The 24,914-nt window shown below is 48.2% G+C and carries 26 protein-coding genes; 15 read left to right on the forward strand and 11 right to left on the reverse strand.

The genetic code is table 11. The features are described from left to right. Positions 1–29 precede the first annotated feature (29 nt). Positions 30–1,472, reverse strand: coding sequence for a glucose-specific PTS transporter subunit IIBC (gene ptsG, locus LZU85_RS10470; RefSeq protein WP_237287037.1), 1,443 nt, complete (start codon positions 1,470–1,472; stop codon positions 30–32). 235 nt (positions 1,473–1,707) lie between these two features. On the opposite strand from ptsG, the gene LZU85_RS10475 reads away from it, so the two are divergent. From LZU85_RS10475 to fusA, 7 genes are all read left to right on the forward strand, one after another. After that, the gene (locus tag LZU85_RS10475) at positions 1,708–2,415 is read left to right on the forward strand and encodes a response regulator transcription factor (RefSeq protein WP_237287038.1); all 708 of its coding nucleotides are present in this window, start codon (positions 1,708–1,710) and stop codon (positions 2,413–2,415) included. Then, entirely contained in the window at positions 2,405–3,841 is a 1,437-nt protein-coding gene (locus LZU85_RS10480; RefSeq protein WP_237287039.1) for an ATP-binding protein, read from the forward strand. The genes LZU85_RS10475 and LZU85_RS10480 overlap by 11 nt, the downstream gene beginning before the upstream one ends. Beyond that, positions 3,838–5,067, forward strand: coding sequence for an ABC transporter substrate-binding protein (locus LZU85_RS10485; protein WP_237287040.1), 1,230 nt, complete (start codon positions 3,838–3,840; stop codon positions 5,065–5,067). The genes LZU85_RS10480 and LZU85_RS10485 overlap by 4 nt, the downstream gene beginning before the upstream one ends. Positions 5,068–5,259: 192 nt before the next feature. After that, a complete protein-coding gene (locus LZU85_RS10490; RefSeq protein ID WP_176298182.1) occupies positions 5,260–6,414 on the forward strand; it encodes a substrate-binding protein in 1,155 nt (384 codons plus the stop codon). After that, a complete protein-coding gene (locus LZU85_RS10495; RefSeq protein WP_237287041.1) occupies positions 6,407–8,230 on the forward strand; it encodes a GGDEF domain-containing protein in 1,824 nt (607 codons plus the stop codon). Before LZU85_RS10490 ends, LZU85_RS10495 begins: the two co-directional genes overlap by 8 nt. Continuing rightward, positions 8,199–8,669: a GNAT family N-acetyltransferase gene (locus LZU85_RS10500; RefSeq protein ID WP_272909887.1), complete on the forward strand. Its 471-nt coding sequence runs from the start codon at positions 8,199–8,201 to the stop codon at positions 8,667–8,669. The genes LZU85_RS10495 and LZU85_RS10500 overlap by 32 nt, the downstream gene beginning before the upstream one ends. A 287-nt stretch (positions 8,670–8,956) precedes the next feature. After that, positions 8,957–10,975 carry an elongation factor G gene (fusA, locus tag LZU85_RS10505; RefSeq protein WP_130191787.1) on the forward strand — a complete coding sequence of 673 codons (2,019 nt, stop codon included), beginning with the start codon at positions 8,957–8,959 and terminating at the stop codon, positions 10,973–10,975. 169 nt (positions 10,976–11,144) lie between these two features. Here fusA and nqrM read toward each other — a convergent pair whose 3' ends face one another. The 6 genes from nqrM to LZU85_RS10535 all read right to left on the reverse strand — a co-directional run bounded on the left by nqrM (position 11,145) and on the right by LZU85_RS10535 (position 13,411). Continuing rightward, complete coding sequence (nqrM, locus tag LZU85_RS10510; protein ID WP_011081850.1) at positions 11,145–11,342, reverse strand: (Na+)-NQR maturation NqrM; 198 nt, start codon at positions 11,340–11,342, stop codon at positions 11,145–11,147. Position 11,343: 1 nt separating this feature from the next. Further along, positions 11,344–11,796 carry a NifB/NifX family molybdenum-iron cluster-binding protein gene (locus LZU85_RS10515; protein WP_237287043.1) on the reverse strand — a complete coding sequence of 151 codons (453 nt, stop codon included), beginning with the start codon at positions 11,794–11,796 and terminating at the stop codon, positions 11,344–11,346. Then, a complete protein-coding gene (locus LZU85_RS10520) occupies positions 11,793–12,095 on the reverse strand; it encodes a DUF134 domain-containing protein (RefSeq protein ID WP_011081852.1) in 303 nt (100 codons plus the stop codon). The genes LZU85_RS10515 and LZU85_RS10520 overlap by 4 nt, the downstream gene beginning before the upstream one ends. A gap of 137 nt (positions 12,096–12,232) precedes the next feature. Continuing rightward, positions 12,233–12,427 (reverse strand): hypothetical protein, encoded by a 195-nt coding sequence (locus LZU85_RS10525; protein ID WP_017421478.1) that lies wholly within the window; start codon positions 12,425–12,427, stop codon positions 12,233–12,235. A gap of 186 nt (positions 12,428–12,613) precedes the next feature. After that, positions 12,614–12,961: a GlpM family protein gene (locus LZU85_RS10530; RefSeq protein ID WP_237287044.1), complete on the reverse strand. Its 348-nt coding sequence runs from the start codon at positions 12,959–12,961 to the stop codon at positions 12,614–12,616. Between the two features lie 129 nt (positions 12,962–13,090). Continuing rightward, positions 13,091–13,411, reverse strand: a complete 321-nt coding sequence (locus tag LZU85_RS10535; RefSeq protein ID WP_045597291.1) for a hypothetical protein — start codon at positions 13,409–13,411, stop codon at positions 13,091–13,093. A gap of 265 nt (positions 13,412–13,676) precedes the next feature. Here LZU85_RS10535 and LZU85_RS10540 point away from each other — a divergent pair, with 265 nt between their 5' ends. Then, a complete protein-coding gene (locus LZU85_RS10540) occupies positions 13,677–15,317 on the forward strand; it encodes a tannase/feruloyl esterase family alpha/beta hydrolase (RefSeq protein WP_237287045.1) in 1,641 nt (546 codons plus the stop codon). Positions 15,318–15,372: 55 nt separating this feature from the next. Here the strand turns inward: LZU85_RS10540 and LZU85_RS10545 are convergent, their stop codons facing one another. Both LZU85_RS10545 and LZU85_RS10550 read right to left on the reverse strand, forming a co-directional pair. Next, the gene (locus LZU85_RS10545) at positions 15,373–16,329 is read right to left on the reverse strand and encodes a LysR family transcriptional regulator (protein ID WP_237287046.1); all 957 of its coding nucleotides are present in this window, start codon (positions 16,327–16,329) and stop codon (positions 15,373–15,375) included. Between the two features lie 445 nt (positions 16,330–16,774). Next, the gene (locus LZU85_RS10550; RefSeq protein WP_237287047.1) at positions 16,775–17,302 is read right to left on the reverse strand and encodes a hypothetical protein; all 528 of its coding nucleotides are present in this window, start codon (positions 17,300–17,302) and stop codon (positions 16,775–16,777) included. A gap of 198 nt (positions 17,303–17,500) precedes the next feature. Between LZU85_RS10550 and LZU85_RS10555 the strand changes: the two genes are divergently transcribed. After that, entirely contained in the window at positions 17,501–17,845 is a 345-nt protein-coding gene (locus tag LZU85_RS10555; RefSeq protein WP_011081860.1) for a hypothetical protein, read from the forward strand. A gap of 31 nt (positions 17,846–17,876) precedes the next feature. On the opposite strand, the gene LZU85_RS10560 is transcribed toward LZU85_RS10555, so the two are convergent. Continuing rightward, positions 17,877–18,656 (reverse strand): AraC family transcriptional regulator, encoded by a 780-nt coding sequence (locus tag LZU85_RS10560; RefSeq protein WP_237287048.1) that lies wholly within the window; start codon positions 18,654–18,656, stop codon positions 17,877–17,879. Between the two features lie 95 nt (positions 18,657–18,751). On the opposite strand from LZU85_RS10560, the gene LZU85_RS10565 reads away from it, so the two are divergent. The 5 genes from LZU85_RS10565 to LZU85_RS10585 all read left to right on the forward strand — a co-directional run bounded on the left by LZU85_RS10565 (position 18,752) and on the right by LZU85_RS10585 (position 23,446). Next, positions 18,752–19,882: a multidrug effflux MFS transporter gene (locus LZU85_RS10565; RefSeq protein ID WP_237287049.1), complete on the forward strand. Its 1,131-nt coding sequence runs from the start codon at positions 18,752–18,754 to the stop codon at positions 19,880–19,882. 120 nt (positions 19,883–20,002) lie between these two features. Then, on the forward strand, positions 20,003–20,899 hold the full coding sequence (locus LZU85_RS10570) for a DMT family transporter (protein ID WP_237287050.1): 897 nt from the start codon (positions 20,003–20,005) through the stop codon (positions 20,897–20,899). Between the two features lie 90 nt (positions 20,900–20,989). Beyond that, complete coding sequence (locus LZU85_RS10575; RefSeq protein ID WP_011081865.1) at positions 20,990–21,520, forward strand: DUF2799 domain-containing protein; 531 nt, start codon at positions 20,990–20,992, stop codon at positions 21,518–21,520. 157 nt (positions 21,521–21,677) lie between these two features. Then, positions 21,678–22,325, forward strand: coding sequence for a DUF2057 domain-containing protein (locus LZU85_RS10580; RefSeq protein WP_237287051.1), 648 nt, complete (start codon positions 21,678–21,680; stop codon positions 22,323–22,325). 257 nt (positions 22,326–22,582) lie between these two features. Next, complete coding sequence (locus LZU85_RS10585; RefSeq protein WP_237287052.1) at positions 22,583–23,446, forward strand: DMT family transporter; 864 nt, start codon at positions 22,583–22,585, stop codon at positions 23,444–23,446. On the opposite strand, the gene LZU85_RS10590 is transcribed toward LZU85_RS10585, so the two are convergent. After that, the gene (locus LZU85_RS10590; RefSeq protein WP_011081868.1) at positions 23,424–24,203 is read right to left on the reverse strand and encodes a ferredoxin--NADP reductase; all 780 of its coding nucleotides are present in this window, start codon (positions 24,201–24,203) and stop codon (positions 23,424–23,426) included. The two genes, LZU85_RS10585 and LZU85_RS10590, sit on opposite strands and share 23 nt — an antisense overlap. 194 nt (positions 24,204–24,397) lie before the next feature. Here LZU85_RS10590 and LZU85_RS10595 point away from each other — a divergent pair, with 194 nt between their 5' ends. Further along, entirely contained in the window at positions 24,398–24,832 is a 435-nt protein-coding gene (locus tag LZU85_RS10595) for an acyl-CoA thioesterase (RefSeq protein WP_015728340.1), read from the forward strand. Positions 24,833–24,914 lie beyond the last annotated feature (82 nt).

Genomic DNA, 24,914 nt, shown 5'->3' on the forward strand with positions numbered 1-24,914 from the left:
GTCAGGAGCTGGCAAGTTAGAACACATCACTAAGCGGTTGCGAGTACCGTGTGTATTTCCGTCTTTAGGTTGTCGGACTGGGTGCCGAAAATCGCTTGCAGACTATCTCCAATAATCAACACATCTCGTGCCCCCAGCGATTTGAGCTTGTTGGCATCCACGTGTGAAATATCCTTCACCGAAACACGCAAGCGCGTAATGCACGCATCGACCGATTTGATATTGGCTTTACCGCCAAGTGCCGACACGATGTCCAACGCAATCGCTTCTGGTGCACCAGCAATTTTGACTTCCACGGCGTCGTTATCTCGACCTGGGGTTTTTAAATCCAACTTAACGATCAAGAATCGAAACAACCCGTAGTAGAGCGCAGCCCAAATCGGGCCAATAATGAAGAACATCCACGCGTTCGTTGACATAGGATAGTACAAGAAAAACTGGATCGCGCCGTGAGCAAAGTCGGTACTGTGTTTAATCTCCAAAAAGGCGGTGAGTGCAAACGCGATGCCCGTTAGGAAAATGTGGATGATATACAACACTGGGGCGACGAACAGGAAGGTAAACTCAATTGGCTCAGTAATACCCGTTAACCAAGACGTGAGTGCTGCCGACATCATCAAGCCACCAACCAGTTTTTTGCGCTCTGGGGCTGCGCAATGATAAATGGCTAGCGCCGCCGCAGGTAATGCCCACATCGAGTACATGAAGCCACCCGCCAAGTAACCCGCGGTTTTATCGCCGGCGAAGAAACGAGTGAGCTCGCCCGTAAACTCTTTTCCGGTTTGTGGATCCACATAGCTACCGACTTCAAAGAAGAAAGGCGCATTCCAGATATGATGCAAACCCACAGGCAAGAGAGAACGTTCACCCGCACCATACACTGCCCAAGCTAACACGGGATTTTGATACGCCGCCCAATGAGAAAAAACATCTAACGCTTGGCCTACTGGTGGCCACACAAACGCCAGTAGTGCCCCAACAACAATCGCCGTTAATCCGGTAACAATCGGTACAAACCGCTTGCCGGCAAAAAAGCCTAAGTATTCTGGTAAGCGAATATTATAGAAACGGTTGTACATCAGCGCCGCCACCGCGCCAATAATGATACCGCCAAACACCCCAGTTTGCAGGGTATTGACCCCCATGATCGTCGCGTCGGTTTCCAGCCCTCTCAATCCGGTCACAATGCCCAAAGAGGCGTTCATGATGATCAAGCCGACTAAACCTGCCAGTGCCGCTGCGCCGTCATTCCCTTTCGACAGCCCCAGCGCCACACCAACGGCAAACATCAGCTGCATGTTACCAAACACCCCTTCCCCTGCGGCCAGCATCACTTTGCTGAGTGCTTCGGGGATAAACGCAAACCCAGCGTTACCGATACCGAGCATCAAACCCGCCACGGGTAGCACCGCCACAGGCAGCATCAACGAGCGACCTATTTTTTGCAATTGTCCAAATGCATTACCTAACATAATCCCTCCTACTTGGAGTCAAGTATCCTCGCCATGACCACTATGGATGGCCTCATAATTTCCATTTAAGAGTACTGCCAAATTTTTCGGTGAAGGTTACAAAGCGCTATCAGTTTGTAAGTGACCTCTTACAAAAAAACACCTTTGTAAGCAGCAAATTACAACACTATCGATTGAGTTCAGCTGCGAGGCGTTGCATCATAATTGCACACAAAACAGACGATCATGGTGCGCTATGGACAGCAAGTTGATTCTCGTCGTGGATGACAACCAAGACCTGCGTGAAGCTCTCTCAGAGTATTTAGGAAAAGCGGGATTTGAGGTGCAATGTGCGGAAAACGGTCAAATCATGTGGCAAAAATTAGAGCAATGCCAACCTGATTTGATCATTCTCGATATTATGATGCCGGGAGACGACGGTTTTACGCTCTGTCAGAAAATACGCCGCCACTCCGATGTGCCCATTATCATGCTTACCGCGGTCTCAGAAGAGGCAGATCGCGTTGCAGGGCTTGAGATGGGGGCCGATGACTACATCACCAAATCCTTTAGCCCGCGTGAGTTATTAGCACGCATAAAAACCATTTTACGTCGCAGCCAAATCCACCATGATACACGCCTCACCCGTCGCATTCGTTTTGATGACTGGCAACTTGATACCGTAACCCGGCAACTCATTCACTGCCCTAGCCAAACAATAAAACAACTCAGTGGTGCCGATCTCTCCTTGCTGGCACTGTTTCTTTCCCACGCAGAATCCATTTTGTCTCGCGATGATATCGCCAGAGAAATTTGGGGGCGAGACGCAGACCCATTTGAACGCGGGATCGATGTGCAGATCAGCCGTTTGCGCCATCATCTCGAAGATAAAGAAAGAGCGCTGATTCTGACGGTAAGAAACAAAGGTTACATGCTGACCGCGGGTGCACACTATGAGAGCTAGTGGCTCATTAAACTCTCTCGCTACACGCACCAGTCTTTTCTTACTGCTGGTGATCATTTCCGCGCAGCTTTTCGCTGGCATCATTTGGTACCAGCATGCGAGTGAACGAGACAAAGCGGGGTTACTTACGACAGTTCGCAGCTTGGCCCTAAGCGCTTCATCCACCATCTCTTTCTTTTCTACTTTGCCTTCTGAGTATCGCCATCTCGTATTGAATCAGCTCAGAAACATGGGAGGCACACGTTTTTTTGTCTCCTTAAACAATCACCCGATTTACGTAAGACCATTGCCGGATAGCCAGCGCAAAACGTTGGTGATAGAAGAAGTAAAATCCGTGCTCAATGCTGAACTTCAAGGCTCGCCTAATACCTTAGTGGAGTTTACTCGCCGAGACGATTTGAGAGTGTTTAACAACGAACTGCCTATTGATGAACTGCCGATGTTGTGGGCGCACTACTCACTCTCTCTGGGTGACCTCAATCCACCGATTTTGGTCATGCAAATTGAAGTGGAACAGAACGAGTGGTTCTATCTCGCCGCCGTATTACCAGCTCCTTACGTCAACTTAGAAACGCATTATTTTGACTTGCGCGAGTGGTTTACCTTGCTGCTGTCTGCGCTGTTACTGCTGATTTGTACTTGGTTTGTCGTACGACGAGAAATTCGCCCCATCCGCCAGTTAGCCAAAGCCGCCACGTTGATGTCAAGCCGTCTCAAGGTACCCAAAGTGAAAGAAGAAGGCAGCACAGAACTGAGAGCCGCCATCCGCGCTTTCAATAAAATGAATGCGAGAATCGACAGTCACATCAAAGATCGAGAAATGCTGTTTAGCGCCATTTCTCACGATTTAAAAACCCCCATTGCCTGCCTAAAACTCCGTGCCGACATGCTGGATGATGAACTTGAACGCGCGCGATTTAGCAAAATCGCCAACGATTTGGATCTCATGGTTAAAGGGGCATTACAATGCATCAAAGAGACGGACATCCATGAAGAGATTGAGTCTGTTGACCTAACCAAGTTAGTGGAGCATATCGCCTCAGGGCTAGACCCTCATAACACACGCATTACTCTCAACTCCACTACAGATATCTGTATCTCAGGCAAACCTCTCGCTCTCAAACGGGCGTTGCAAAATCTCATCGACAACGCGCTAAAATACGGAAAACGTGCGCATGTCCAGTTAGAAAACCAAGATGATCGGGTGCAAATCATGGTTACCGATGAGGGAACAAACCTGCGCCCCGAGCAACTGGAAAAACTGTGTGAGCCTTACTACCGTGCCAGTGAGCGCGTTGAGGGTAACGGGCTAGGACTGACCATTTCGAGCAGCATTATCAAAGCCCATGGTGGCGAACTCAACTTAACCCTTACCTCACAAAATGGACTCTGTGCCACCTTATCATTTCCGAGGGAAACGTTATGAAAATGACCCTTCTTCCTCTCGCACTGTTCCCGCTTTCTGTGCATTCACAAACGTTTGAGTTTCTTCACTGGTGGACTTCTCCCGGCGAGCGTGCAGCGTTGGAAGTGCTTGAAAGCCATCTCAGGCAAAACCACCTTTCTGTTCATCCTTCGGCGGTGATCGGAGGTGGCGGCGACAGTGCGATGACGGTTTTGCAAGCACGTGCGTTGGCGGGTAACACGCCAAGTTTTGCGCAGATTGAAGGGCCAAGCATTAAGTCTTGGGATGCGATCGGCATCTTGCATCCGATTAATCACACCGCTCAAACCATGAAATGGGACGAGGTACTCTACCCACTTGCCATCGACATCAACAAAACGGATAACGGCTACGTTGCCCTGCCACTCACACTACATCGTCTCAACCTTCTTTGGACCAATCAAAAGCTGCTCAAGCAGCTCAACCTAACCACGCCAACAACATGGCCAGAACTTTTCAACGCCATGGAACAAGCCAAACAAGCGGGTATCGCTCCGCTCGCGATAGGAGAACAGCCGTGGCAAATCGCCCAACTTTTTGAGAGTTTGGTGATTGCCGCAGGTGGCGTCACCTTTTACAAAACCGCTCTGGTACAGTTAGATAAGAAAAATATCGATTCAGCGGAAATGAGGCTCGCCCTTAGCCAACTTAGGCACATCAGCCTGTTAACCACACCCGCGAGTAAACAGAGCAAGTGGGACAGCGCAACGCAAGCATTGGCCGAAGACAAAGCGCTCTTTCAGTTGGGCGGAGATTGGATTCTTGGCGATTTATTGGCAAGAAACATCTCGGTGCCTGAGCATATTAGTTGTCACCCCGCGCCGCAATCTCACCAAATTTTTCTCTACAACATGGACAGTTTCATTTTCATGGCGAGTAAAACCTTTTCTCAACCACAGGCGGAACAGTTGTCAAGGGTGCTGGCAGACAAAGCGTTCCAACAACGTTTTAATCGCGTTAAAGGGTCAATTCCCGTTCGCATTGACATCGATCTCAACCACTTTAACGATTGTCAGCAGCAGTCTTATCACGACTTTCAGTTCGCCTCCGCTAACGGTTTGGCCGTTCCGAGTATGACGGACTCCATGGCAGTCAACCCCGTTGCACAACAAGCGATCAACTCAGAAATTTTTCGATTTTTCCGTAACCCCGACATCAGTGAAAATGAGGTCATTCGTCGTATTTTGTCGATATCCGTCAACCATTAGTCATCCCATTAGATGGACCAGTGCTAATCGCCATCACACGAACGATTCTGTTCTTAGAGATTGGTTTAAGCTTTATCGCCGACAATAGACAAAGCAACACTGTATAAAAAATGCGCTCGCTTTTACCGAGCGCATCCCCTTATAATTACTAATAAAATAATAATTAACGCTCAGCACACAAGGATACTCACTATGAGCAAAATCCGTTTCTATTTGCTGCCATGGATACTGCTTAGCCTACTCAGCTGTTCAGAGCCACAGCCCCCGGTTAAGATTGGCGCTGTGCTGCCATTAACCGGCACATTTAGTGTCTATGGTGAACAAGCGGTAAAAGGTGCGCAACTTGCTGTCGAACAGATTAATGCCAAAGGTGGTGTCTTGGGGCGTCCACTTGAGCTGGTGATCAGAGACAATGCAACGGACCCCGCAAAGACGGTCAAATACAGTCGAGAGCTGATTCTCAATGAGGATGTGTTCGCGCTATTAGGCCCGGTCAGCAGTTCGTCTCGTTATGCGATGAGTGAAATCGCCACCGAGCTACGCACCCCCATGTTCTACGGCATCGATTATGAAGGGCGTCACTACACCCCTTATCTCATCTGTTACAGCACCATACCCGAACACTATATTGCGCCTATTGTGCCTTATTTAGCTAACAACGTAGGCAACTCATTCTACATTTTTGGCTATGACTACATCTGGCCTCATCGTATGTCGCAACGCATTGTTGAAGAAGTCGAGAAAGTGAACGGCGAGATCAGCGGCATCGAATTCACCGCTTTTGGTGTCAAAGATTACACACCCGTGCTTCAACACATTAAAACGTCTGGCGCCAAAGTGCTGATGTTGATCCTACCAGGCAGTGATGGTTTCAACTTTCTCAAGCAGATGAAAGCCTTTGAATTTGGACGAGAGATTCAAGTTGTCGCGTTTGCAGCAGATGAAACCTATCTCAGCAATGTTGATCGCGATGCGCTCCAAGGGGTAATGACAGCACTGCATTTTTTCAGCAGTTTGGACAGCAATGTTGCCCGAGAATTTGTACAGGACTATCAGCGCTTTCACGGCAGTGATGCGGTTGTAACTTACTCGAGTAAAGCGCACTACGACCTGATTTACTTGATAAAAGAAGCGCTTGAAAAAAGTGGTCGTGTCGACCGAGAACAGCTGCTGATCCATTTACCCGGTACCACTCTTTACAGTGGTGGTGATGCCGTGCGGTTGAGAGAAGACCACCATTTCGACCTACCAATGTACTTGGCACAGTTTCAAACAGATAGACTCAAGGTGGTTGAAAAATTAGGCATCATTAAACCCGAGGATCAAAGAAGCCCAAAGAATGAATAGACTCAGTTTTAAGATGTTCCTGATTCTGTCACCACTTGCCCTATTTTTGGCAATATTTGGCTACGTCTACTATCAGGCCAAAGTGAATATTATGGTCGAGCACATTCGCCGGAGCAGCCAGTTAGCTGTCGCCCAGGGCGCAAAGGAAATCAGCCATTACATTGATCGTCGCTTTGCGGAATTTGACCTATTAAGTGGGCATCTGGCCCAGTGCAATGCTTCAACATCTATGCGCGAAAAGATGGAAGATGCATTAAGTTTTACTTCTGGATTTTCGATGCTGCTGGTAACCGATACGCAGGGTGACATCGTGGACTCGGTGTTTTCGGCCAACAAAAGTAATCGCTATATTCTGCGGCAGGAAATCAATGGGCAACATGCCTATGACGCTTTTACCCAAAAACAGCTCGCTTATTCTTATCAGCAGTGGGGCATCGATTCACCCGTCAATCAGGCCAAAGAAGAGCTGCTCTACCAGCAGCTGCAAAAGCTCAAACTTCGCGGTGAAGAAAACTCCATCACCAGCCGCGAGTTACGTAATCAACTTAATACGCTGAGAGCGATAAAAAGCTTACCTCGCCCAGTGGTGACACTGATGCCAGCGGAATACGTCGCAAACCTTGGATTGATTTTCGACAGCGAAACTTATTACCTTTCTAGGCCACTGCTCGATTGTGATGGACAGCTAGTTGGCTATTATAGTGCCGTGCTAGACCGCACGCTCATCGAAGACCATCTCTTCGAGATCAAAAGCAGCTTAACCAACGAAAAAATCAACCAAGTGGACGTCTCCATTTTAACCAAGCTCAAGCGCAATCTCTTGGTGCCAACCAAGTATTTATCTCCCGAGGGGATCAAACAATATGGTCCCAACAACACTTCTGCACCTTGGATTCGACCTGACCTCGGTGGCATGCTCATCAACCAAGACATTAATATTAGCCCCTCTTGGAGCCATCGATTTACCCGTGCAAGCGGGTTGAATGTCGCACAACATGAGCTGGGGTTGTGCCTGCTGGCGTTCATCAACATGGATGAGCTCAATGCTGAGAAAAACGCTATTTTGCGTGAGGTTGTTATCTATGTGGGAGCATCATTGCTTATCTTTTTGCTCCTCACTTTATACCTTGCCCACTACGTCAGTATCCCGATTGAGAATCTACGCAAGCAAGCACGAGCCTTAGCCAAGGGAAATCCAATAAAAAGTGAGCTGGTTGAGCGCAAAGATGAAATTGGCGAGCTGTTCAACGCCTTCAATCACATGGCTGAGGCGATTAAGGGCAAAGAACAACAACTCATATTACTTGCTCAACAAGATTCCTTGACCGGAGTACTCAACCGTCGCGCCTTAATTGAAGCTGCCAACGTGCAGCGCCGGATCAACGATAGAATTGGCGTCTGTATGATGGACCTGGATCACTTCAAATCAATCAACGATCAATATGGCCACGGAGCTGGCGATAAAGTACTGCGCGCTTTTTGCCAATTAGTGAACCAAGAGATACGTCAGCAAGATCTCTTTGGTCGTGTGGGGGGCGAAGAGTTTTGTTTAGTGTTGCCAGATGCAAATTTGGCACAAACCCTGCTTATTGCTGAGCGGATCCGCCTCAGTGCGGAGATGCTACTTGGAAAAGCGCTTGATTTGGGTGATGACCTGGTGGTCACCGTCAGCATCGGCGCTACCTTGTGGCAATGCAGCCAATTTGATGTGGCTTTGAACATTGCCGACCAGGCTCTCTACCAAGCGAAAAATGAGGGTCGAAACCAAGTAAAACATAGGCTCAATGAGGAAGAGGTTTGTGAAGATAACCACTAAAGATTTGGAACATCAGCAAGTGATTCAGTTGCTGGAAGAACACTTGCAAGACATGTATGCCACCTCTCCAGCAGAAAGTGTTCATGCCCTTGATCTGAGCGCGCTTAAACACCCAGATGTGACATTTTGGACTGGCTGGCGTGAAGGAACCCTACTTGGTTGCACTGCTTTGAAACGGTTGTCGCACCAACATGGTGAACTAAAGTCGATGCGCACCAGCCTACATGCGCGCGGAACTGGGGTCGCATCCACCTTATTACAGCACCTCATTACCGAGGCGAAACAACAAGGGTATAAACAGATCAGTTTGGAAACGGGCTCGATGGCCTTTTTTGCTCCCGCACGAGCACTCTACGAAAAGTTTGGCTTTGAATATTGCGGACCCTTTGGTAATTACCAAGCCGATCCTAACAGCTGTTTTATGACCTTAGTGCTTTAGACATACTTCAAATCAGCGCAACACATCAACAAACGAGGCGTTAATCGCTTCTTTTGTTTTATTTGTGACACCGAATCCGCTTTTAGTTATTTGATCTCCACCAGCATGAATTAAGTCACATAAAAAATATGGGTATGGGTGCACACTGATTTGGTACTCATTGACTCATGAGGTCGCAATGCAAGGAGCCCTTCGCAAAATGACCTGGAAGACGACCAGGCGGTAACCCCGCCTGATCATGAGATTTATCGTCCTTCTCTTCTTCCTCTCTATTGCAAGGAGGCGCTATGCCTATCAACAAAATTCGCAATATCGCGTTTGTGGGTCAGTCTGGTAGCGGTAAAACCACGTTGATCGAAAAATTGCTTTTTGCTTGCGACGCCACCACTCATCTTGGATCCATTGAAAAAGGCGATACCGTGACCGATTTCGATGACCAATCGATTCAATATCAGCACAGTATCGAAGCCACTCCCGTCGCGTTAAGCTGGCAAAAACATCGTCTAAACATCATCGATACTCCGGGATTGTCCGAGTTACTCGGTCGCAGTTTGAGTGTCTTTCCCGCCGTTGAAACGTCGGTGTTGGTGCTGGATCCGCAAATGCCGCTGACCCAAGTGACCGACAAACTGTTCCAATTTGCTCAGCAGCAGAAAAAATGCCAGATGATCATCATCAATAAGTTGGACAACCACGGTAACCAACTTGAGAAACTGTTGGATGAGATTCAAGACCATTTTGGTAGCAATTGCCTACCGATTAACCTTCCTTCAGCCGATGGCAACGAGGTTGTTGACTGCTTTTTTGAACCTCAATACCAACAAGCGACATTGCTAAGCAGTGTTGAAGCCGCCCATGAAACCTTGATTGACCAAGTGGTGGAAGTGGATGAAGAACTGATGGAGCTCTACCTTGAACAAGGCTCAGAACTTACCCCTACGCAGTTACACGATCCATTTGAAGAAGCGTTACGTACCGGGCACGTTGTGCCAATCTGTTTTGCCTCCGCGCAGACCGGTGCCGGCATTGAATTGCTGCTGCGCACCTTAGCCGAATTAATGCCAATGCCCAACGAAGGCAACCCTCCGTTGCTGCAAAAGAACGGAAAGATGATCAAGGTGAATTGCGACACCCTCGAACACACTGTCGCCCATGTTTACAAGATCAGCGTGGACCCTTACATGGGTAAACTGGCGTATTTACGCGTGTTCCAAGGGGAGATCAACGCAGGTAGCCAACTCTATGTCGGCGAGAGCAATAAAGCGTTTAAAGTCGGCCATCTGTATCAATTGCAAGGTAAGCAGCGCACGGAAATTTCACGCGCGTTAGCGGGCGATTTTTGCGTCTTGGCTAAAGTGGACGAGTTGGAGTTTGATTCCATCGTGCACGACTCACATGACGAAGATGACGTGAGCTTGAAAACCCTTCATTTCCCCCAACCGATGTACAGCTTAAGCCTCAAACCCACCAAACGTGGCGATGAGCAAAAACTGGGCGAAGTGCTAAATCGTATTGTTAGTGAAGACCCTTCGCTGCGCTTAGAGCATCGCGCGCGCACCAATGAGACCATTTTAAGTGGACAAGGCGAGTTCCACCTGAAAATTGCCTTGGAAAAAATGGCAAGCGTATACAAGTTGGAGGTAGACACCGAACAGCCAAGCGTTGAGTACTTTGAAACCATCACCAAACCCGCTGAAGGGCAATATCGCCATAAGAAACAAAGTGGTGGTGCGGGTCAGTTTGGCGAAGTGCACCTCAGTGTGAAACCTCTTGAGCGAGGTGCAGGATTCCAATTCGTCAACAAAGTAGTAGGCGGAGCGATTCCAACCTCATTGATTCCAGCGGTTGAAAAAGGCATCCATCAAGCACTTGAAGAAGGGGCGATTTCGAATAACCCGATCCGCGACATTGAAGTCACGGTACACGATGGCAAATACCACTCGGTCGATTCTAAAGAGATCGCGTTTGTCATCGCAGGTAAAAAGGCGTTTCTCGATGCCGTCAAGAAGGCAGACCCGATTGTATTGGAACCGATTGTTCAGTTGGAGCTGACCATTCCGACCAATAACGTCGGGGATGTGACTGGCGATCTGTCTGGCAACCGTGGCCTCATTGAGGGCACAGAGCCACAAGCGAACAACCTAACTTTAATCAAAGGCAAATCGCCGCTCAATGAGCTGCAAGACTATGCAAGAAAACTGCGCGCACTGACCGGCGGTGAAGGCAGCTTCAACATGTCGCTCAGCCACTATGAGCCCGCCCCACCAGCAGTGCAAAAAAGAGTCTGTGAAGAAACCACGTCCTAAACGGAAAATTCAGTCACCGTAGACGTTTTTAGCCAACAACACCGCAAGGGAGCATCACGCTCCCTTGTTTATCGCTTCTTTTTATTTGTTTCGTTGTAAATTGTCTGTACGTAAATGACTTCTTCGTTTATTGCTTGCTGGCCAAGTAACCTTCGCGGCCATCTTTTGACTAACGCTCTTTCGGTTCGGCAATTTGATAGAGCTTATGTTCCGAGCAGGCAGTTTCACAGTTGCAAACTTTATCCACCCCGACGGTATTTAAACCACCACAACTGCCTTGAATCGCTTTGCGTTTGAACATCACACCAATCGCCATCAAGCCAATCACCAATAGAAAAACGCCGAATGTCACCAACAAATTCACCATGTTACCCCCTTGGACGAATGCGTAATATGGGTGAACAAACCCTTTGATTTGGCTCGCGCGCCGCTACCTTGTTCACCTTGCTCCGCTGGCGGCAAGCCGATCCACACTGAGAATGAGACCGACATTCACGGCCTTGTGTTGCAGAAGTCATGGGCGTTTTTACTGCGTTGCTCACCTCGTGCAGTGAACAACGACCTGCCAGTTGATAGACGCTCACCCCTTTTGACAGTAGTTTGGCTAACGATTTCTGACCAATGTTTTTCACCATCAGTTGTGTCACGCCTGCGGCTAAAAGTTGCTGAACACAACGCGCTTTCTTGGCGCACTCAGCTTGATTGAACGCAGGGTTGGCAAGATACGCCACCACCTCTCCAACAGAATTGATCAACGCGAATCGCTCCGCTTTCATAAAGTGTCCAGAGATTTTGTCCTGATGTAATGGAATCGCAATCATGCTTCCTTCTCCTTATCTTGACTTTGATTGGGTAAGGTCAGCACTTTGCCTTCCACCAAACACAACGCCACTTTGTTTCGCGCTCGCTTGATGATGTTGCCAAACGTCTGCCTCGACACCCCCATACTCTGAGCCGCTTCAAGTTGATGCAGTTGCAGGACGTCCGCCAGTCGCAGGGCTTCAAGTTCATCGGCTTCTAGAGCTATGCGCGGTAGGTTGTGTGCAGGTATCCCATTGGGCTTAAAGCAGCTGGCTTTTGGCAAACAACCAATGGTGCGGGGCTTTTTCGGTCTTGGCATCGGTGCCTCCTCAATATGACTACGGCACTGTAGATTTATAATTGGCATACGCCAATAACAATAACCTTAGATTGCAATAACAACAAAAGCCGCGCTGGCGGCTTTTGGAATGGGTTAAAGGAAGCAAAAACTCGGTGCTATTTATCGATACTCAGTCCGAATTGGGTAATTCTTGCTTCAAAGTCAGCAAGGCTTTCCGCTTTGTAGGTGGGTGAGCCATTGAAATATCTTGGTTTTTCAGGCCGCATGGCATTTTTCAGTTCCTGCTCCTGCTCTAGATTGTCATGATACACGGTGACTCGATTTGGAATGTCTTGCTTTAGTCTTGCCATTACGATCTCCTTTCTGACGTTGGAATCTAAAGCGTAGTCAAGGCCACCTTGCTGTCAAAGTCGCCCTAGTTCACTGTTTTATCAGTAAAATCGCTAATCCTTTGTCAGCAGAGAAAAAAATCAAAAATAGCCACTGTTGGTGACTCGGTTTAAAGATCAAATTTGTGATTGAATGCAAAAAGTCACTTATGCCGAAATCATCACTTTGGTCCACGCGACGATCAATAGCGAAGCCGCCATCAACCAAATCACCGTTGCGGCAGAAAGTGTCGTCACCAGACTGAAGCGGTAACTAAAATAGTAAACGGCAGCAAGATAGGCGGCATAAGGCAACAGAGAGCAAAGACCAAATAGCGCGGTTTGGCGCAAGTCTTCCATGTTTCTTTCACTGCCGACAATGAAGTGCGCAATCAGGGCAAAGGTGGGAAATAAAGGCACTAAGCCTGCAATGTAGAAGTTTTTGCTTTTCGACAACAGCGCAATAATGACCACAGCCGCCGCGCCCAACAAAGATTTTAGAAACAAACTGATCACCGATGCCTTCCCTTTTTGATCTTGATTGGTCAAATCGTAAAAGATCAAGCGCAAGAAACCAGCAAGAGAAACGCAAGATTCTCACTAAATGAGAATCTTTGAAAAATCGAGCGTGTGAAGGCTTCAAGCCTAGTCGAGATGAACGCGAAAGGTTAACAACGGCTTTCTTAGCCATCGGGGATGTTCGACAATCTCAACCCGATCCCCCACCAAGATTTGCCCCTTGCGCGGCACTTCCATTTGAAGAGTATCGCCATTTTGCAAGATGACATTGACCAAGGTATGCGGCTGAGTAAATTCATCGTCATAGCCGATTGCCGTTTCAGACACCTGCCCCCAATGCACCACAGGCTGTGACGAATAGAGGTTAACTTTGAGCACGATGAGCAGAGCCAGCGCGGCAATCAGGACCAGACGACGAGTAGAAGGTCGTCTTAAGTGAATGGGCATAACGAATCCTCCATGGGCGTTGAAAGGATTGAACAGCAACAGAGCTTTTCGGTTATTTTTCCACCATAACACAGTTATTTAGCAGACAACGTCGCGCCGTCAATGATTTCCGATACAGCTCAACAAACCAGCTCTCGCGTTGTCATGCAAATTTGAATTTCTCTAATTCCTGCCCTTTTCCATCAAAGCGCTGAATAATTCCCTCATCGGTTAACCAGCGGCATAAAGCCACTTGGTTGTTCCTCACTACGAAAGGTAAACAACAATGTCTGTCCTGAAAAAGAACACCTCAAAATTCGCCTTTAGTTTGATTGCCGTCGCCATTTTGGCGGGCTGCGACAGCGCAACCACACAAAACGAGACGCAAGAGAAGCGCTCCGCTCACACCACTCAAGCAAACGCTGACCAACCCAGTTATCGCGTGGGTGAGTGCAGCATCGATTCAATGCCCCCACTGGCCAATGTGCGTTATACCGAAGCTCAGCGTAGCGATACTCACTGCATTGTTCGTGGCGTCATTGAACGTGAAATTCACTTCCAAGTAACCTTGCCAGATGATTGGAATGGCATGTTTGCCCAAAGCGGCGGCGGCGGTTTTGTTGGCTCGGTAGTGGACGTAATTCACCTTGCGACTCGTGACAAACGCTACGCGACCGCAGGCACAGATTCCGGCCACCGAGCGCACGCATTGGAGTCGAATTGGGCGGCACAAAACCCGTATCGCGAGGAACGTTTGGCCAACTTTGCTGGACGTGCTACCCATTTAACGACGCAAAATGCCAAGCAAATTATTGCAAGCTACTACCAGCAAGAAAGCCAACGTAACCTCTTTTTTGGTTGCTCGCGTGGTGGCGGTGAAGGCTTGATCGCCGCACAGCGCTACCCAACGGATTACGACGTGATTGTCGCAGGCTCTCCAGCTTATGACTACGCCATCCAGACGGGCGGATTGCATGCGGCCATCGCGCGCAAAATGTTCCCAAATCCAGACAACATGCAGCACGCGATTGTGGGTGCAAAAGAGATCGAGTTAGTGAATCGTACAGCGGCACAACAATGTGCCAACCGCGATGGCCGAGACAGCGAGGTGCTGAGCGAACCTTGGAACTGCCACATTGACTTTGCCGCGCTGCAATGCAGTGCGGACAAGAATGATGAGTGCCTCACTGGCGATCAGGTTGAAGTGTTCGATCTTGTCTTCAATGGGCTGCGTGACAGCCAAGGCAATGTGCTGGCCGAAGGTTTCTACGTGGGTGCGGGAGTCGAGATGTTTAACAAATGGCTCGCGGGCGGTTTGGCCATCAATGACTTGAGCCAATTTCAATCTGGCGTGACGATTGACCCCGACATGACGCCTCCAGTGACGCCGAGCTTTGGCTACGCGTTTGGTAACGGCATTATGCGCAACTTTGTTTTTGATGGCGAATTCGATGCGACAAGCTACAACTTCGATAATCTGCGCAAAGATGGCGCTAAGGTTACTGAGTCGATCAGTGCAGTAAACCCAGATTTGAGTGCATTTCGTCAACAAGGTGGCAAATTGCTCTTGTGGAATGGCTTGCGCGATGTCGCGGTGACGCCGGCCAGCACCATTCGCTATTATCAAGATGTGTTAGCGCACGATCCAGAAGCCGCGAACGATGTGGCGCTGTTTTTACTACCGGGTATGGACCACTGTGCAGGCGGCGCGGCACCTTGGCTTGTCGATTGGATTGACGAAGCGAACTTGTGGTTAGACAGTGGCAACGCCCCTACAGAAATCATCGCGCATGATTTTACGCCAGCCGAAGGCTTGAGCGGCAACGGTAAGATTTGCGCCTTCCCCAATGTCGCCATGTGGGACGGTAAGGGAGACCCGCACAGTGCCGATAGCTTCCGCTGCGAAACCCCTGAGCAAACGCAATAGCGCCAAGTAGACCTTTGCAAATTCGAGCAGGCTCTCCACGTTGAGAGCCTGCTTTTTATTCATCACTGGGATGACGATCAGAACTCTGCTCTGGCTGAATCACCCCATCAAAATAACTCTGCACGGTTTGATGAATCAGTTGATAGAGAGGGAAACCGCGTTTGGTACGCAAATAGCCACCACTTATCGCGATTTCTCGCATCTCTTTCGGCATGGCAGGCAAGGGAAATGTGCCGATTTGCGAATCAAACACCTTCATAAAATTGCTGCCATAAAGAATCGCATCTGAGTGCTTTAAGGCGCTGGTCAATACACGGACACTGTGAGTCACTAAAGTAAAATTGGCTTGATAACCCTTAGCCAAGTAGAGCTCTTCAATCGGTACCCGCTTTGAATTAATGCCGTCGATGGCCAAACGTACGATAGGCAAAGGATGAATGGCTTGCCAATCACTGGTTTGACTCAAGATGGGGTGATCTTTTCGCGCCACCAAACAGAGTTTTACGTCTTGTAATTTATGGGTATAGACTTCTTGCGGCAAAGGAAACGCCGAGAAATGGATCAGATAGTCAATCTTGCCATTAAGCAATTCGGCTAACGAATCTTCTTGCCAATACACCAGCTTAAACGTGGCCTGAGGCAGTGCCTGGCTGAGGGCAGCGTACAAGCCATCACCATAAAGTTCGAGGAAATAGATGTTCATCGCTAAGGTAATCTCACCGCGAAACGCCTCTGGCTCAAAACTTTGGTAAGACTCGACCACTTTTAGAATGGGGTTAAACATCTCTTCAGCGGCTTCTGCCAGCTTTTCGGCTAATTCAGAAGGCTCAACGCCGTGAGCTTTACGAATAAACAGGCCATCACCAAATGTCTCCCGCAGTTTTGCCATCCCTCGGCTAACGCTGGTTTGCGAAATGCCCAGTTTGTCGGCAGCTGCATGGGTATTGCGCGTCTCAACCACGGCCTGCAAAAGCTTGAGTAAGTTAAGATCTAAATCCTTTATGTCTTTCATGTCACACTCCTGTGTTCATCATCGCCAGCCTTGCTCTGCTGTTCACCGCAAAGCTGGGCAAATCACGGCAAAGATAGGCAAAGGCGAGAGAGATGAAATAAGCATATTGACATTAGCTAATAAACTCAAAGGGTTGTTTAGAAAAAACCACCGACCCACTCACCAAACGAACCATTCACATCATCCGAGATAAGGCGAGATAAGGGCAAACAAAAAAGCCAGCGCATCACTGCACTGGCCTGAAAAGCGTTTCCGCTATATTAAAAAGCGCCTTCATAGGCGAAGAGTGACAGATTGTTACCGTCATCATATTGATAGCGGTAGACCAAAGCACTGTTGCTATTGAGCCTAAATCCAAGGTGGGCGTGAACATCCCAATCTCTTAATTTTTTGTTTGGCCCATTTTTCTCTCTCAATGTCCCAAAGCTGTGATTGTATTCTGGCTTCAAACCGAACCAGATATTGCGCTGGCTATCCACCACCATATCGAGATGTGCTCGCGCGTAGTACAACTGCCGCTCATCTCTCGATGACGGAACTTATTGAGATCGCCCCCCGGATAAAAACTCAAAATAGGACTGATGGGCATCTCGTAGTAACTTCCTATTGAGAGTTCTTTTGCTCGGATATCACGGCCGTCAAATTCAGAATCATTCAGATAGGCAACCAAGACACCTAATCCATCCCTTCTTTGCGCCTCAAAGCTGAAGTGATGGCGGTCAAAGTGGTGGTTGGTAACATAACCACTCAATAGGCTCCAATCGTGTTGCAGAGGGTGAGCATATTGCAATGCCAAATCAAACTCCCCGTCACCATAACCGACTTGCATTCCAGTGTAATGCTGGTGTGGATTAACAAATACGCTGGTTGTAGAGCCCATCGCCATTGGAGATATCATCAACCCAGTGAGCAAAAGTTGGATGGTTTTGAGTGTCATATTGCTGTTCTCGTCATGCTGTTTAGAAACTCGCATGTTATGGGCCGTACGCCAAAAGAACGATGAATTACAGTAATTCAATTTTGTCGCCACCACAGCGGATATACTTAGGCTCTTTGTGCAAATTTGAATTTCTCAAATCCCTGTCACCACACATGGTTGTCATGCATAGTTCCTCTCACTTTTGAGCCCCAAGGCTCGCTCTAGCCATGACTGAAAACAATGAGAGGAAATATGGAGTTAACCATTTATTTGAACGATCGGCCTTATCGCGTTTGCGATATGGGTGATGGGGAATGCAAGGTGGTGGTGATTCATGCCTTCCACCTAGAATCGCTCTGCGACTGGTACCACCGAGAGTCACTCTCCAACACGCGCGTGATCATCGTGGATATTTCTCGCAGTTGGGCCAAGTCGTTGGATGAGCTCTCCTCAAACGATCAGGCACTGTTAGCCGCAGATTTGCACCTGCTTGCCGATGTTTACTGGCTCGATCACTTCCACATTGACACTGGCGCGCTGGATGAGCAGTTTACTCACCGCCTCAAGCAGGAATTTTATCCTCGGCAGATTCACTGAGCCATGGCAACGCCTAACGTGAATCTCTCGGTTAGGCGTGCGATTTTTGCATCACAAACGCCAGCGGGGTCTGCCCCGTTTGCTTTTTGAAAAATGCGATAAATGCGCTGTCTGAGGAAAAAGCCAGTTGGTGCGCCACTTCGCTGACGGGTAACGGTGTTGATAATAATTCGATCGCTTTCAACACCCGCCATTGTTGCCGCCATTCTTGGTACGACATGCCTGTATCTTGTCTAAACAAACGGGTAATGGTTTTGCTGCTGGCGCCCACTTGCTTCGCCAACTCGCCACAACTCGGCGCTAAGAAATCACTTCTTGCCAGTTGCTGACTCCATTTCTTCAGCCGGCGATCGGTGGGCAACGGCAGACGATAATCGTGTTGCTGCGCAGCAAAGAACTCTTCCCAAAACAGCGCTAGCGTATGCGTCATCTCTTGTTCATTTTTGTCCCAAGGCCAAAAAGCCATTCGCTCAATCAGCGCACGCAGCAGTTCATTGACCTCAATCACCGTTACCTTGTCTGGGCTATTTATCTCAGAGCAATCAAAGTAGAGCGAACGATAGGCCACCACATTGGTCATCACCGCTTGATGTACCACCCTAGGAGGGATCCACACCGCTTTGGTGGGCGGTAAGATGCAGATTGCCCCTTCTAAGGCAAAGCTCATGCAACCTTTTGGCGCATAAAGCAACTGACCTTTGTGGTGTTGGTGCATGCCAGAGTCGTGCTGTCCAACGTCTGCGGCAATGCCGATCACTCGGCCAGGCAGTCGATCGGCATTGAATACAGTTTGATGATTAATGATGGCCATATGTCCGAATGTTGATATTTTTCGTTTTAATGTTGTTAACTGGAAATTTTAGTCTCTCACTACACTAGGCACCAAGTTATTTTTGAGAGCAACTTATGAAACAAATACCTTCACTTTGGCTCATGGTGTTACTGCTGATGCTGCCGCAGGTTGTCGAAACCATTTATAGCCCAGCGCTCACCGCCATCTCTGCCTCTTTTGCCGTGCCCGAGCACATTGCAGCGCAAACCCTGTCTGTCTATTTTGCGGCTTTTGCCTTTGGCGTGGTGTGTTGGGGCATTTTATGTGATCGATGGGGACGCCGACCAACCATGCTGCTTGGGCTGATTCTCTACGCTGGCGCATCACTACTGGCTATCGTGACCGGCAGTTTTACTATGTTAATGATCGCAAGAATCCTCAGTGCCTTTGGCATTGCGGTTGTATCCATTGTTACCCAAACCATGCTGAGAGACGCTTTTCAAGGCGAAGAGCTTGCCAAAGTTTTCTCTCTGATGGGATTAGGTATCGCGATTAGCCCGGTGTTGGGTATGCTGCTTGGCGGACAACTCGTCTCCTTGGGGGGCTATCGCTCCGTGTTTATCGCCCTGTTTGTCGCAGCGATGGCCGTGGTCACGCTTGCCTTCGCACGACTTCCTGAAACTCAACAAAAGCGAACTTCGACCGCACTGCTGCCACTGGCAACAAAAATGGTCAAAGACGGCGAGATTTGGACCGCCGCCCTACTGGTTGCACTGTATAACATCGCGTTGTTTGCCTATTACCAACTCGGCGGATTTGCGTTTGTTCAACTGGGCTATAGCGCTCGTGAGTTTGGCTATAGTGGCCTTGCGCTGGGGCTCGCAACATTCTGTGCCAGCGATATCAATAAACGCTTGCTCGCGAGAAAAGTGTCTCAAACCACATTGTTGCGCCTTGCTGCCACATTGTTCGTGTTTGGTTCACTTGGGGTTTTTCTCTGTTTGAGCTCGATTTGGTTCTTACTGCCGATGATGGGCGTCGTCATGGCCTTTGGGATCGCCATTCCGAATCTTCTTAGTGGGGCTTTGCTTCACTACCGAGAGCATGCTGGCAGTGCTGGAGCACTATTTGGGCTGATGTACTATCTGTTGATTGGCTTTGGCCTTGCGCTCGCCGCTCGCGTACAGCACTTAGGAGTCGTATTAGTGGGTTGTAGTTTGCTGGTTATCACAATCACCACTTTCCACAAAAAAGCGCTGCACTGATAACATTGCCACCACCATGCTAAATAAGCGTTGGCTGATCCCATCGCTTATTTATTCCATTCGCGTATACTTCTCTCGTTTACACAAAAACTACAATATCAACACAAAGAAAATACACTTATGTCTGCTGCTAGCTTTTTTCGTCTCGTCTGCCTTGCTGCTATTTGGGGAAGTTCATTCCTATTTATGCGCATCGCAGCTCACAGTTTTGGTCCTGCGTATCTCATTGAGCTTCGTGTGTTGTTTGCGGCCATCAGTTTACTGCTGGTCTCCCTCTACCTGCGCAAACACATCCGTGTGTTGCTCAGTCATCCAAAACACTTTTTTATCATTGGCCTGTTCAATACGGCATTGCCTTTTCTGTGCTTTGCCTACGCAGCGCAAACCTTGAATGCCTCTACGCTGGCGGTACTCAACTCGACCGCGGCAATTTGGGGCACTGTGATTGGTTTTTTCTGGCATAAAACCCCCATTTCCACCAAAGGGGTGATCGGCTTGATGTTAGGGGTGACCGGTGTGGTGGTGCTCGTGGGTTGGGATGCCATCAATCTTGGTCAGCAAGCTGCACTGCCTATCACTGCAGGCGTCATGGCCGCATGTTGCTACGGCATAGCAACAAACTACACCAAAGGAGCGCCACAAGTGCCGGCCTTCGCCAATGCACATGGCAGTATGTGGGCTGCCGTGCTGATTGTGTTGCCCTTGCTGCCTTTTGTTCCGATGAATGCGATGCCAACCTCGATTGAATGGCTCTCGGTCTTTGCGCTCGGCATTTTGTGCACGGGCATTGCTTACTTGATGTATTTCCGTCTGATCAGTGAAATTGGCCCAGCGTCGGCCTTGTCTGTGACTTTTTTGATCCCGGTATTTGGCATCCTCTGGGGATATTTAATCCTCAATGAACCTATTGGTATCAATACCTTAGCTGGCACCGTTTTGGTTTTGAGTGGCACCATAATGGTGACGGGCTTTTCGCTACGCTCTGCGCTTTCATCTCCGCATGCAAAACAATCATAGTTTTGTATGGTTTTGTCATGAATTATTGAAATTAAACAGCGTTCAATTAGGATCAAGGCCCTGTTCCTTGTTCCTTTTTGAGCTGTTGAAATGAAAAAAACGTTATTGCTATTCCTCCTTCCTTTTGTTCTGACTGCCTGCTCTTCGATGAGCCCTGAAGAATGTCGTAGCGCCAATTGGCAACAAATTGGCTATTTAGATGGACAAAATGGCGTCAATCCCACGGTGATCAGTGACTATGTAAAAGATTGTCGTGATGCGGGTGTTTACCCAGATCAAGAGATGTGGCAGCGTGGCTTTGAGCAAGGCACCGTACTCTACTGCTCAGCAGATAACGGCTACCGCGTCGGTAAGCAAGGCCGCGAATACTACGGCGTGTGCAACAACGAACGTTTTCTCGAAAACTATCAGAAAGGTTATCAAGATTATCTGGTTCAAAAGCGACTCAATGAGATCAACAAAGAAATCAGCGATATTGATACACAACTGCGTATGCTCAAAAACGATAACGAAAACAAACAGCAGAGAAAAACGCTGGAAAGTCGACGTAAAGAGCTCATTCGCGAACGTACATCACTGATTGTGCCAACGCGTTCTTACAATCTGAAGTTTTCGTTTTGAGCATAACGGGCTCAAGCGCGAAACATTAGGTTGATTGTGCTGCACGAGATGAAAGTTTGATGAATTTTTCAAACTTCTTACATACAGACGTTGCAATGCCTCCTTGAACTGGGCACTCTCAAGCAGAAGCAACCTCTCGCATTCTGGAATAATAAATATGAATATCATCAAACCGTTAACATGCATTTTGGCAATGAGTATCAGCGGCTTGGCAACTGCTGCTGTTACCCTACATGTACCGGATGACGTCACTCTGTTTGTCTCCAACGGGCAAAAAGCCAAGCTCTCTGGTAGCCTATTTGCCTCTTCAAAAACCATTGAATTGCCAAATGGTGAAAACCAAATCGTCTTTCAATACGAACCCTACTTCAGCCAAGGTAATGATCGTATTGGCGTCGAGAGTAACGTGATCATCGCGAAATTTTCAGCCAACGATACCGACCTCAACTTCGAGCTGCCAAAGTATCGTGATCACCGTGTTGCAGAGCAGGAAATCAAACAAATGCAGTGGCAGTTGGTCGATGAACAAGGCGCGGCTGTGACCAAATCTGAAGACAAACTGGTGAAATCCGGCATGCAGATTGGCCGAGACTACGCGCGTGAAGCAGCAGATTACAACCAAACTGGCGGTATCGCGGCAATCGGTACAGCGGTGTCAGTGGCCACAATTAAGACTGAGCCAGTGGCAAACGTCGAAACCAAAGTGAAGGCGGGAGATAACACCGCAGAAGAGATGCTGCACTTCTGGTATGACAAAGCCGATGAGGCCACCAAAGCGCGTTTTAAAGCCTACATCAATCAATAACCCGCAAAATGGCTTAAGCAAGTAGGAGGTGTTCATCACCTCCTCTTCTCTCCTAATCTTGCCTGGCCATCCATCACAACCACTCTACCCTCTCTCCCGATCTTTTTAGCCCTTCGTTGCTCGCCGTTGATTTCGAACGACCAATACCCAAGCTTCTTCCATCAGCATTGTTTTTATTTGCTCTTTACTGAAAGCTCAGCACCACCACTTCGGTCTTATCCAGACTAAAATAGAAAAAACAACCAAATGAGAGAACGATGTCTGCATTCCCATTAACGGCCATCGCGATGATCGCGTTTGCCGCAAACTCGGTTTTTTGTCGTTTAGCACTGGCAGAACAAAGCATTGATCCGGGTAGCTTTACTTTCATTCGCTTGTTGTCAGGCGCGGTCACTTTACTGGTTATCTTATCGTTTAGCCAAGCTGGTCAAATGCGCCAACTGTTTAGCAAATCAGCCTTTTTAAGCCGAACAAGTGTGCTGGCTGGTGTCGCGTTGTTTGGTTACGCCGTTGCCTTTTCCTATGCGTACGTCGGGCTCACTACCGGTACTGGTGCATTGATTCTGTTTGCGGTTGTGCAATTCAGCCTCATCGCCCTCCACCTGTTTTCTGGCCATCGCCCTTCTAAATTGGAATGGGGAGGCGTCGCTCTATCCATCAGTGGGTTTATCGTTTTAATGTCGCCTTCGGCACAAACACCCAATGCGATAGATGCGTTTATGATGGCGATAGCTGGGGTTTGCTGGGCGATTTTTACCTTATTGGGCAAACAGGCACAATCGCCCACACAAGCCATCGCTCAAGGCTTTAGCTTTGCATCCTTACTGGCACTGCTGTGTGGTTTTTGGCTACTGAATGTCTCATTCGTATCCGTCAATGGCATTATTTGGGCTTTGCTTTCTGGCGTGTTAGCGTCTGGGATTGGTTATGTGGTGTGGTATATGGCAGTGAAATCGTTATCGGTGCTGCAAGCGTCCATTGCACAACTCTCAGTCCCTGTTATTGCGATGGCTGCTGGGGTGATTTGGTTAAATGAGCCGCTGACTATCGTGAGCACTGTTGCCAGCGCACTCGTGCTTGGCGGCATTGCACTGATTTTTACCAGTAACGCTCAAAAATAATGTTTCCCCCTGTTTGACGACGGTATTTTTCCAAACCCAAGTTTTGCAGCGCCGCAGAGGTGTCTTTAATCATTTCAGGATTACCACACAACATGGCAAAACTGGTTTTGGCTGACATCTCCATGCCAAGGTGATGGAACAGTATCCCAGAAGAGAGCAATGCCGGAATTCGACCATGTAACGTGTTCGGTACTTGCTCTCTCGACACGATGGGCACGTAAACTAAACGGCCGCCATACAGCTCTTTCAACTGCTCAATCAGATAGCGATAAACAAGATCTTTTTCATATCGTACGCAATGGACCAAGATGATGCGATCACAACGAGGTTGATGGGTAATGTCATCGAGGAGCGAAAGAAAAGGACCAATGCCAGTCCCTGTGGCAAAAAGCCAGAGGTCTTCGGTGGTTTTGGGAATGATGTCGGAAGTGAGATCACCATGAGCGCTTTTGCCCACGTAAATCTCATCCCCAGTTTTGAGCGATTGCAATTTTGGTGTGAGTTTTCCTTGCGGGTGAGAGACGATCAAAAACTCCAACCAATCATTCAGCACCGAAGGGGCATTTACCAGAGAATAGGCACGGCTCACCATTTGGCCTTGCTCATCCAGCAAAGCCAGCTTGGTAAATTGACCCGCTTTAAAATCCAAATGCGTACCAGTAACACGTAGGCTAAAAAGCTCCCCCGTCCAATCGGTGCGCTTTTCTACCACGGCCTTCGCAAAATCTCGATGTTCAGTGATTTTCAGTTCAGCCATATCTACCTCTCACTCTGACACGGTTATGCAAAAAGTAACCGCCACATCTCTTTAAGTAAAGTGGAAACACCACAACAAACAACAATTTTTAATCATTTTATTTACAAAACGTTAAATACATCATTACACACTCTATTAATAAAACTTAGAATAAAGACTCAAAACAGCTATCAAGGTCACGGAATCACAACGATATGGAATTACTACTGCAAGATTTTCCGGTTGTTACCGAAATCAACGTCGCTTGGGGGGAAATGGATGCCCTACAACACATCAATAACGTGGTGTATTTTCGCTATTTCGAAACAGCACGGATTGAATATTTTAATAAAATCAATCTAATGGATGAAATTAAGCGCAATCAGATTGGTCCGGTACTCAGCGAAACCCAGTGCCGATATCGTATTCCGGTGACGTTTCCGGATACGCTATTGATTGGTTCTCGCGTCAGTGAGGTAGGGGAAGACCGTTTCACCATGGAGTATCAAGTGGTCAGCAAAAAGATGGGTAAAGTCACCACCACAGGCAGTGCAACCGTCGTCATGTTCGATTTTAAAAACCAATGCAAAACACAGCTACCCGCCGTATTGCGCGATGCCATTTTCAGTATCGAAGCTAAAAAGGCATAAATCTTACAATGACTTACAGACAAACCATCAATGGTTTCGCTACACTTCTTTTCAAGCGGTTTGTTACCCAGCCGTTTTGATG

The organism is Vibrio floridensis (assembly GCF_021852965.1).
Classification (GTDB): domain Bacteria; phylum Pseudomonadota; class Gammaproteobacteria; order Enterobacterales; family Vibrionaceae; genus Vibrio; species Vibrio floridensis.

Coding starts and splice junctions, on each gene's coding strand:
- ptsG (WP_237287037.1), bottom strand. CDS start 1,472: ATGTTAGGTAATGCATTTGGACAATTGCAAAAAATAGGTCGCTCGTTG.
- LZU85_RS10475 (WP_237287038.1), top strand. CDS start 1,708: ATGGACAGCAAGTTGATTCTCGTCGTGGATGACAACCAAGACCTGCGT.
- LZU85_RS10480 (WP_237287039.1), top strand. CDS start 2,405: ATGAGAGCTAGTGGCTCATTAAACTCTCTCGCTACACGCACCAGTCTT.
- LZU85_RS10485 (WP_237287040.1), top strand. CDS start 3,838: ATGAAAATGACCCTTCTTCCTCTCGCACTGTTCCCGCTTTCTGTGCAT.
- LZU85_RS10490 (WP_176298182.1), top strand. CDS start 5,260: ATGAGCAAAATCCGTTTCTATTTGCTGCCATGGATACTGCTTAGCCTA.
- LZU85_RS10495 (WP_237287041.1), top strand. CDS start 6,407: ATGAATAGACTCAGTTTTAAGATGTTCCTGATTCTGTCACCACTTGCC.
- LZU85_RS10500 (WP_272909887.1), top strand. CDS start 8,199: ATGAGGAAGAGGTTTGTGAAGATAACCACTAAAGATTTGGAACATCAG.
- fusA (WP_130191787.1), top strand. CDS start 8,957: ATGCCTATCAACAAAATTCGCAATATCGCGTTTGTGGGTCAGTCTGGT.
- nqrM (WP_011081850.1), bottom strand. CDS start 11,342: ATGGTGAATTTGTTGGTGACATTCGGCGTTTTTCTATTGGTGATTGGC.
- LZU85_RS10515 (WP_237287043.1), bottom strand. CDS start 11,796: ATGATTGCGATTCCATTACATCAGGACAAAATCTCTGGACACTTTATG.
- LZU85_RS10520 (WP_011081852.1), bottom strand. CDS start 12,095: ATGCCAAGACCGAAAAAGCCCCGCACCATTGGTTGTTTGCCAAAAGCC.
- LZU85_RS10525 (WP_017421478.1), bottom strand. CDS start 12,427: ATGGCAAGACTAAAGCAAGACATTCCAAATCGAGTCACCGTGTATCAT.
- LZU85_RS10535 (WP_045597291.1), bottom strand. CDS start 13,411: ATGCCCATTCACTTAAGACGACCTTCTACTCGTCGTCTGGTCCTGATT.
- LZU85_RS10540 (WP_237287045.1), top strand. CDS start 13,677: ATGTCTGTCCTGAAAAAGAACACCTCAAAATTCGCCTTTAGTTTGATT.
- LZU85_RS10545 (WP_237287046.1), bottom strand. CDS start 16,329: ATGAAAGACATAAAGGATTTAGATCTTAACTTACTCAAGCTTTTGCAG.
- LZU85_RS10550 (WP_237287047.1), bottom strand. CDS start 17,302: ATGCGAGTTTCTAAACAGCATGACGAGAACAGCAATATGACACTCAAA.
- LZU85_RS10555 (WP_011081860.1), top strand. CDS start 17,501: ATGGAGTTAACCATTTATTTGAACGATCGGCCTTATCGCGTTTGCGAT.
- LZU85_RS10560 (WP_237287048.1), bottom strand. CDS start 18,656: ATGGCCATCATTAATCATCAAACTGTATTCAATGCCGATCGACTGCCT.
- LZU85_RS10565 (WP_237287049.1), top strand. CDS start 18,752: ATGAAACAAATACCTTCACTTTGGCTCATGGTGTTACTGCTGATGCTG.
- LZU85_RS10570 (WP_237287050.1), top strand. CDS start 20,003: ATGTCTGCTGCTAGCTTTTTTCGTCTCGTCTGCCTTGCTGCTATTTGG.
- LZU85_RS10575 (WP_011081865.1), top strand. CDS start 20,990: ATGAAAAAAACGTTATTGCTATTCCTCCTTCCTTTTGTTCTGACTGCC.
- LZU85_RS10580 (WP_237287051.1), top strand. CDS start 21,678: ATGAATATCATCAAACCGTTAACATGCATTTTGGCAATGAGTATCAGC.
- LZU85_RS10585 (WP_237287052.1), top strand. CDS start 22,583: ATGTCTGCATTCCCATTAACGGCCATCGCGATGATCGCGTTTGCCGCA.
- LZU85_RS10590 (WP_011081868.1), bottom strand. CDS start 24,203: ATGGCTGAACTGAAAATCACTGAACATCGAGATTTTGCGAAGGCCGTG.
- LZU85_RS10595 (WP_015728340.1), top strand. CDS start 24,398: ATGGAATTACTACTGCAAGATTTTCCGGTTGTTACCGAAATCAACGTC.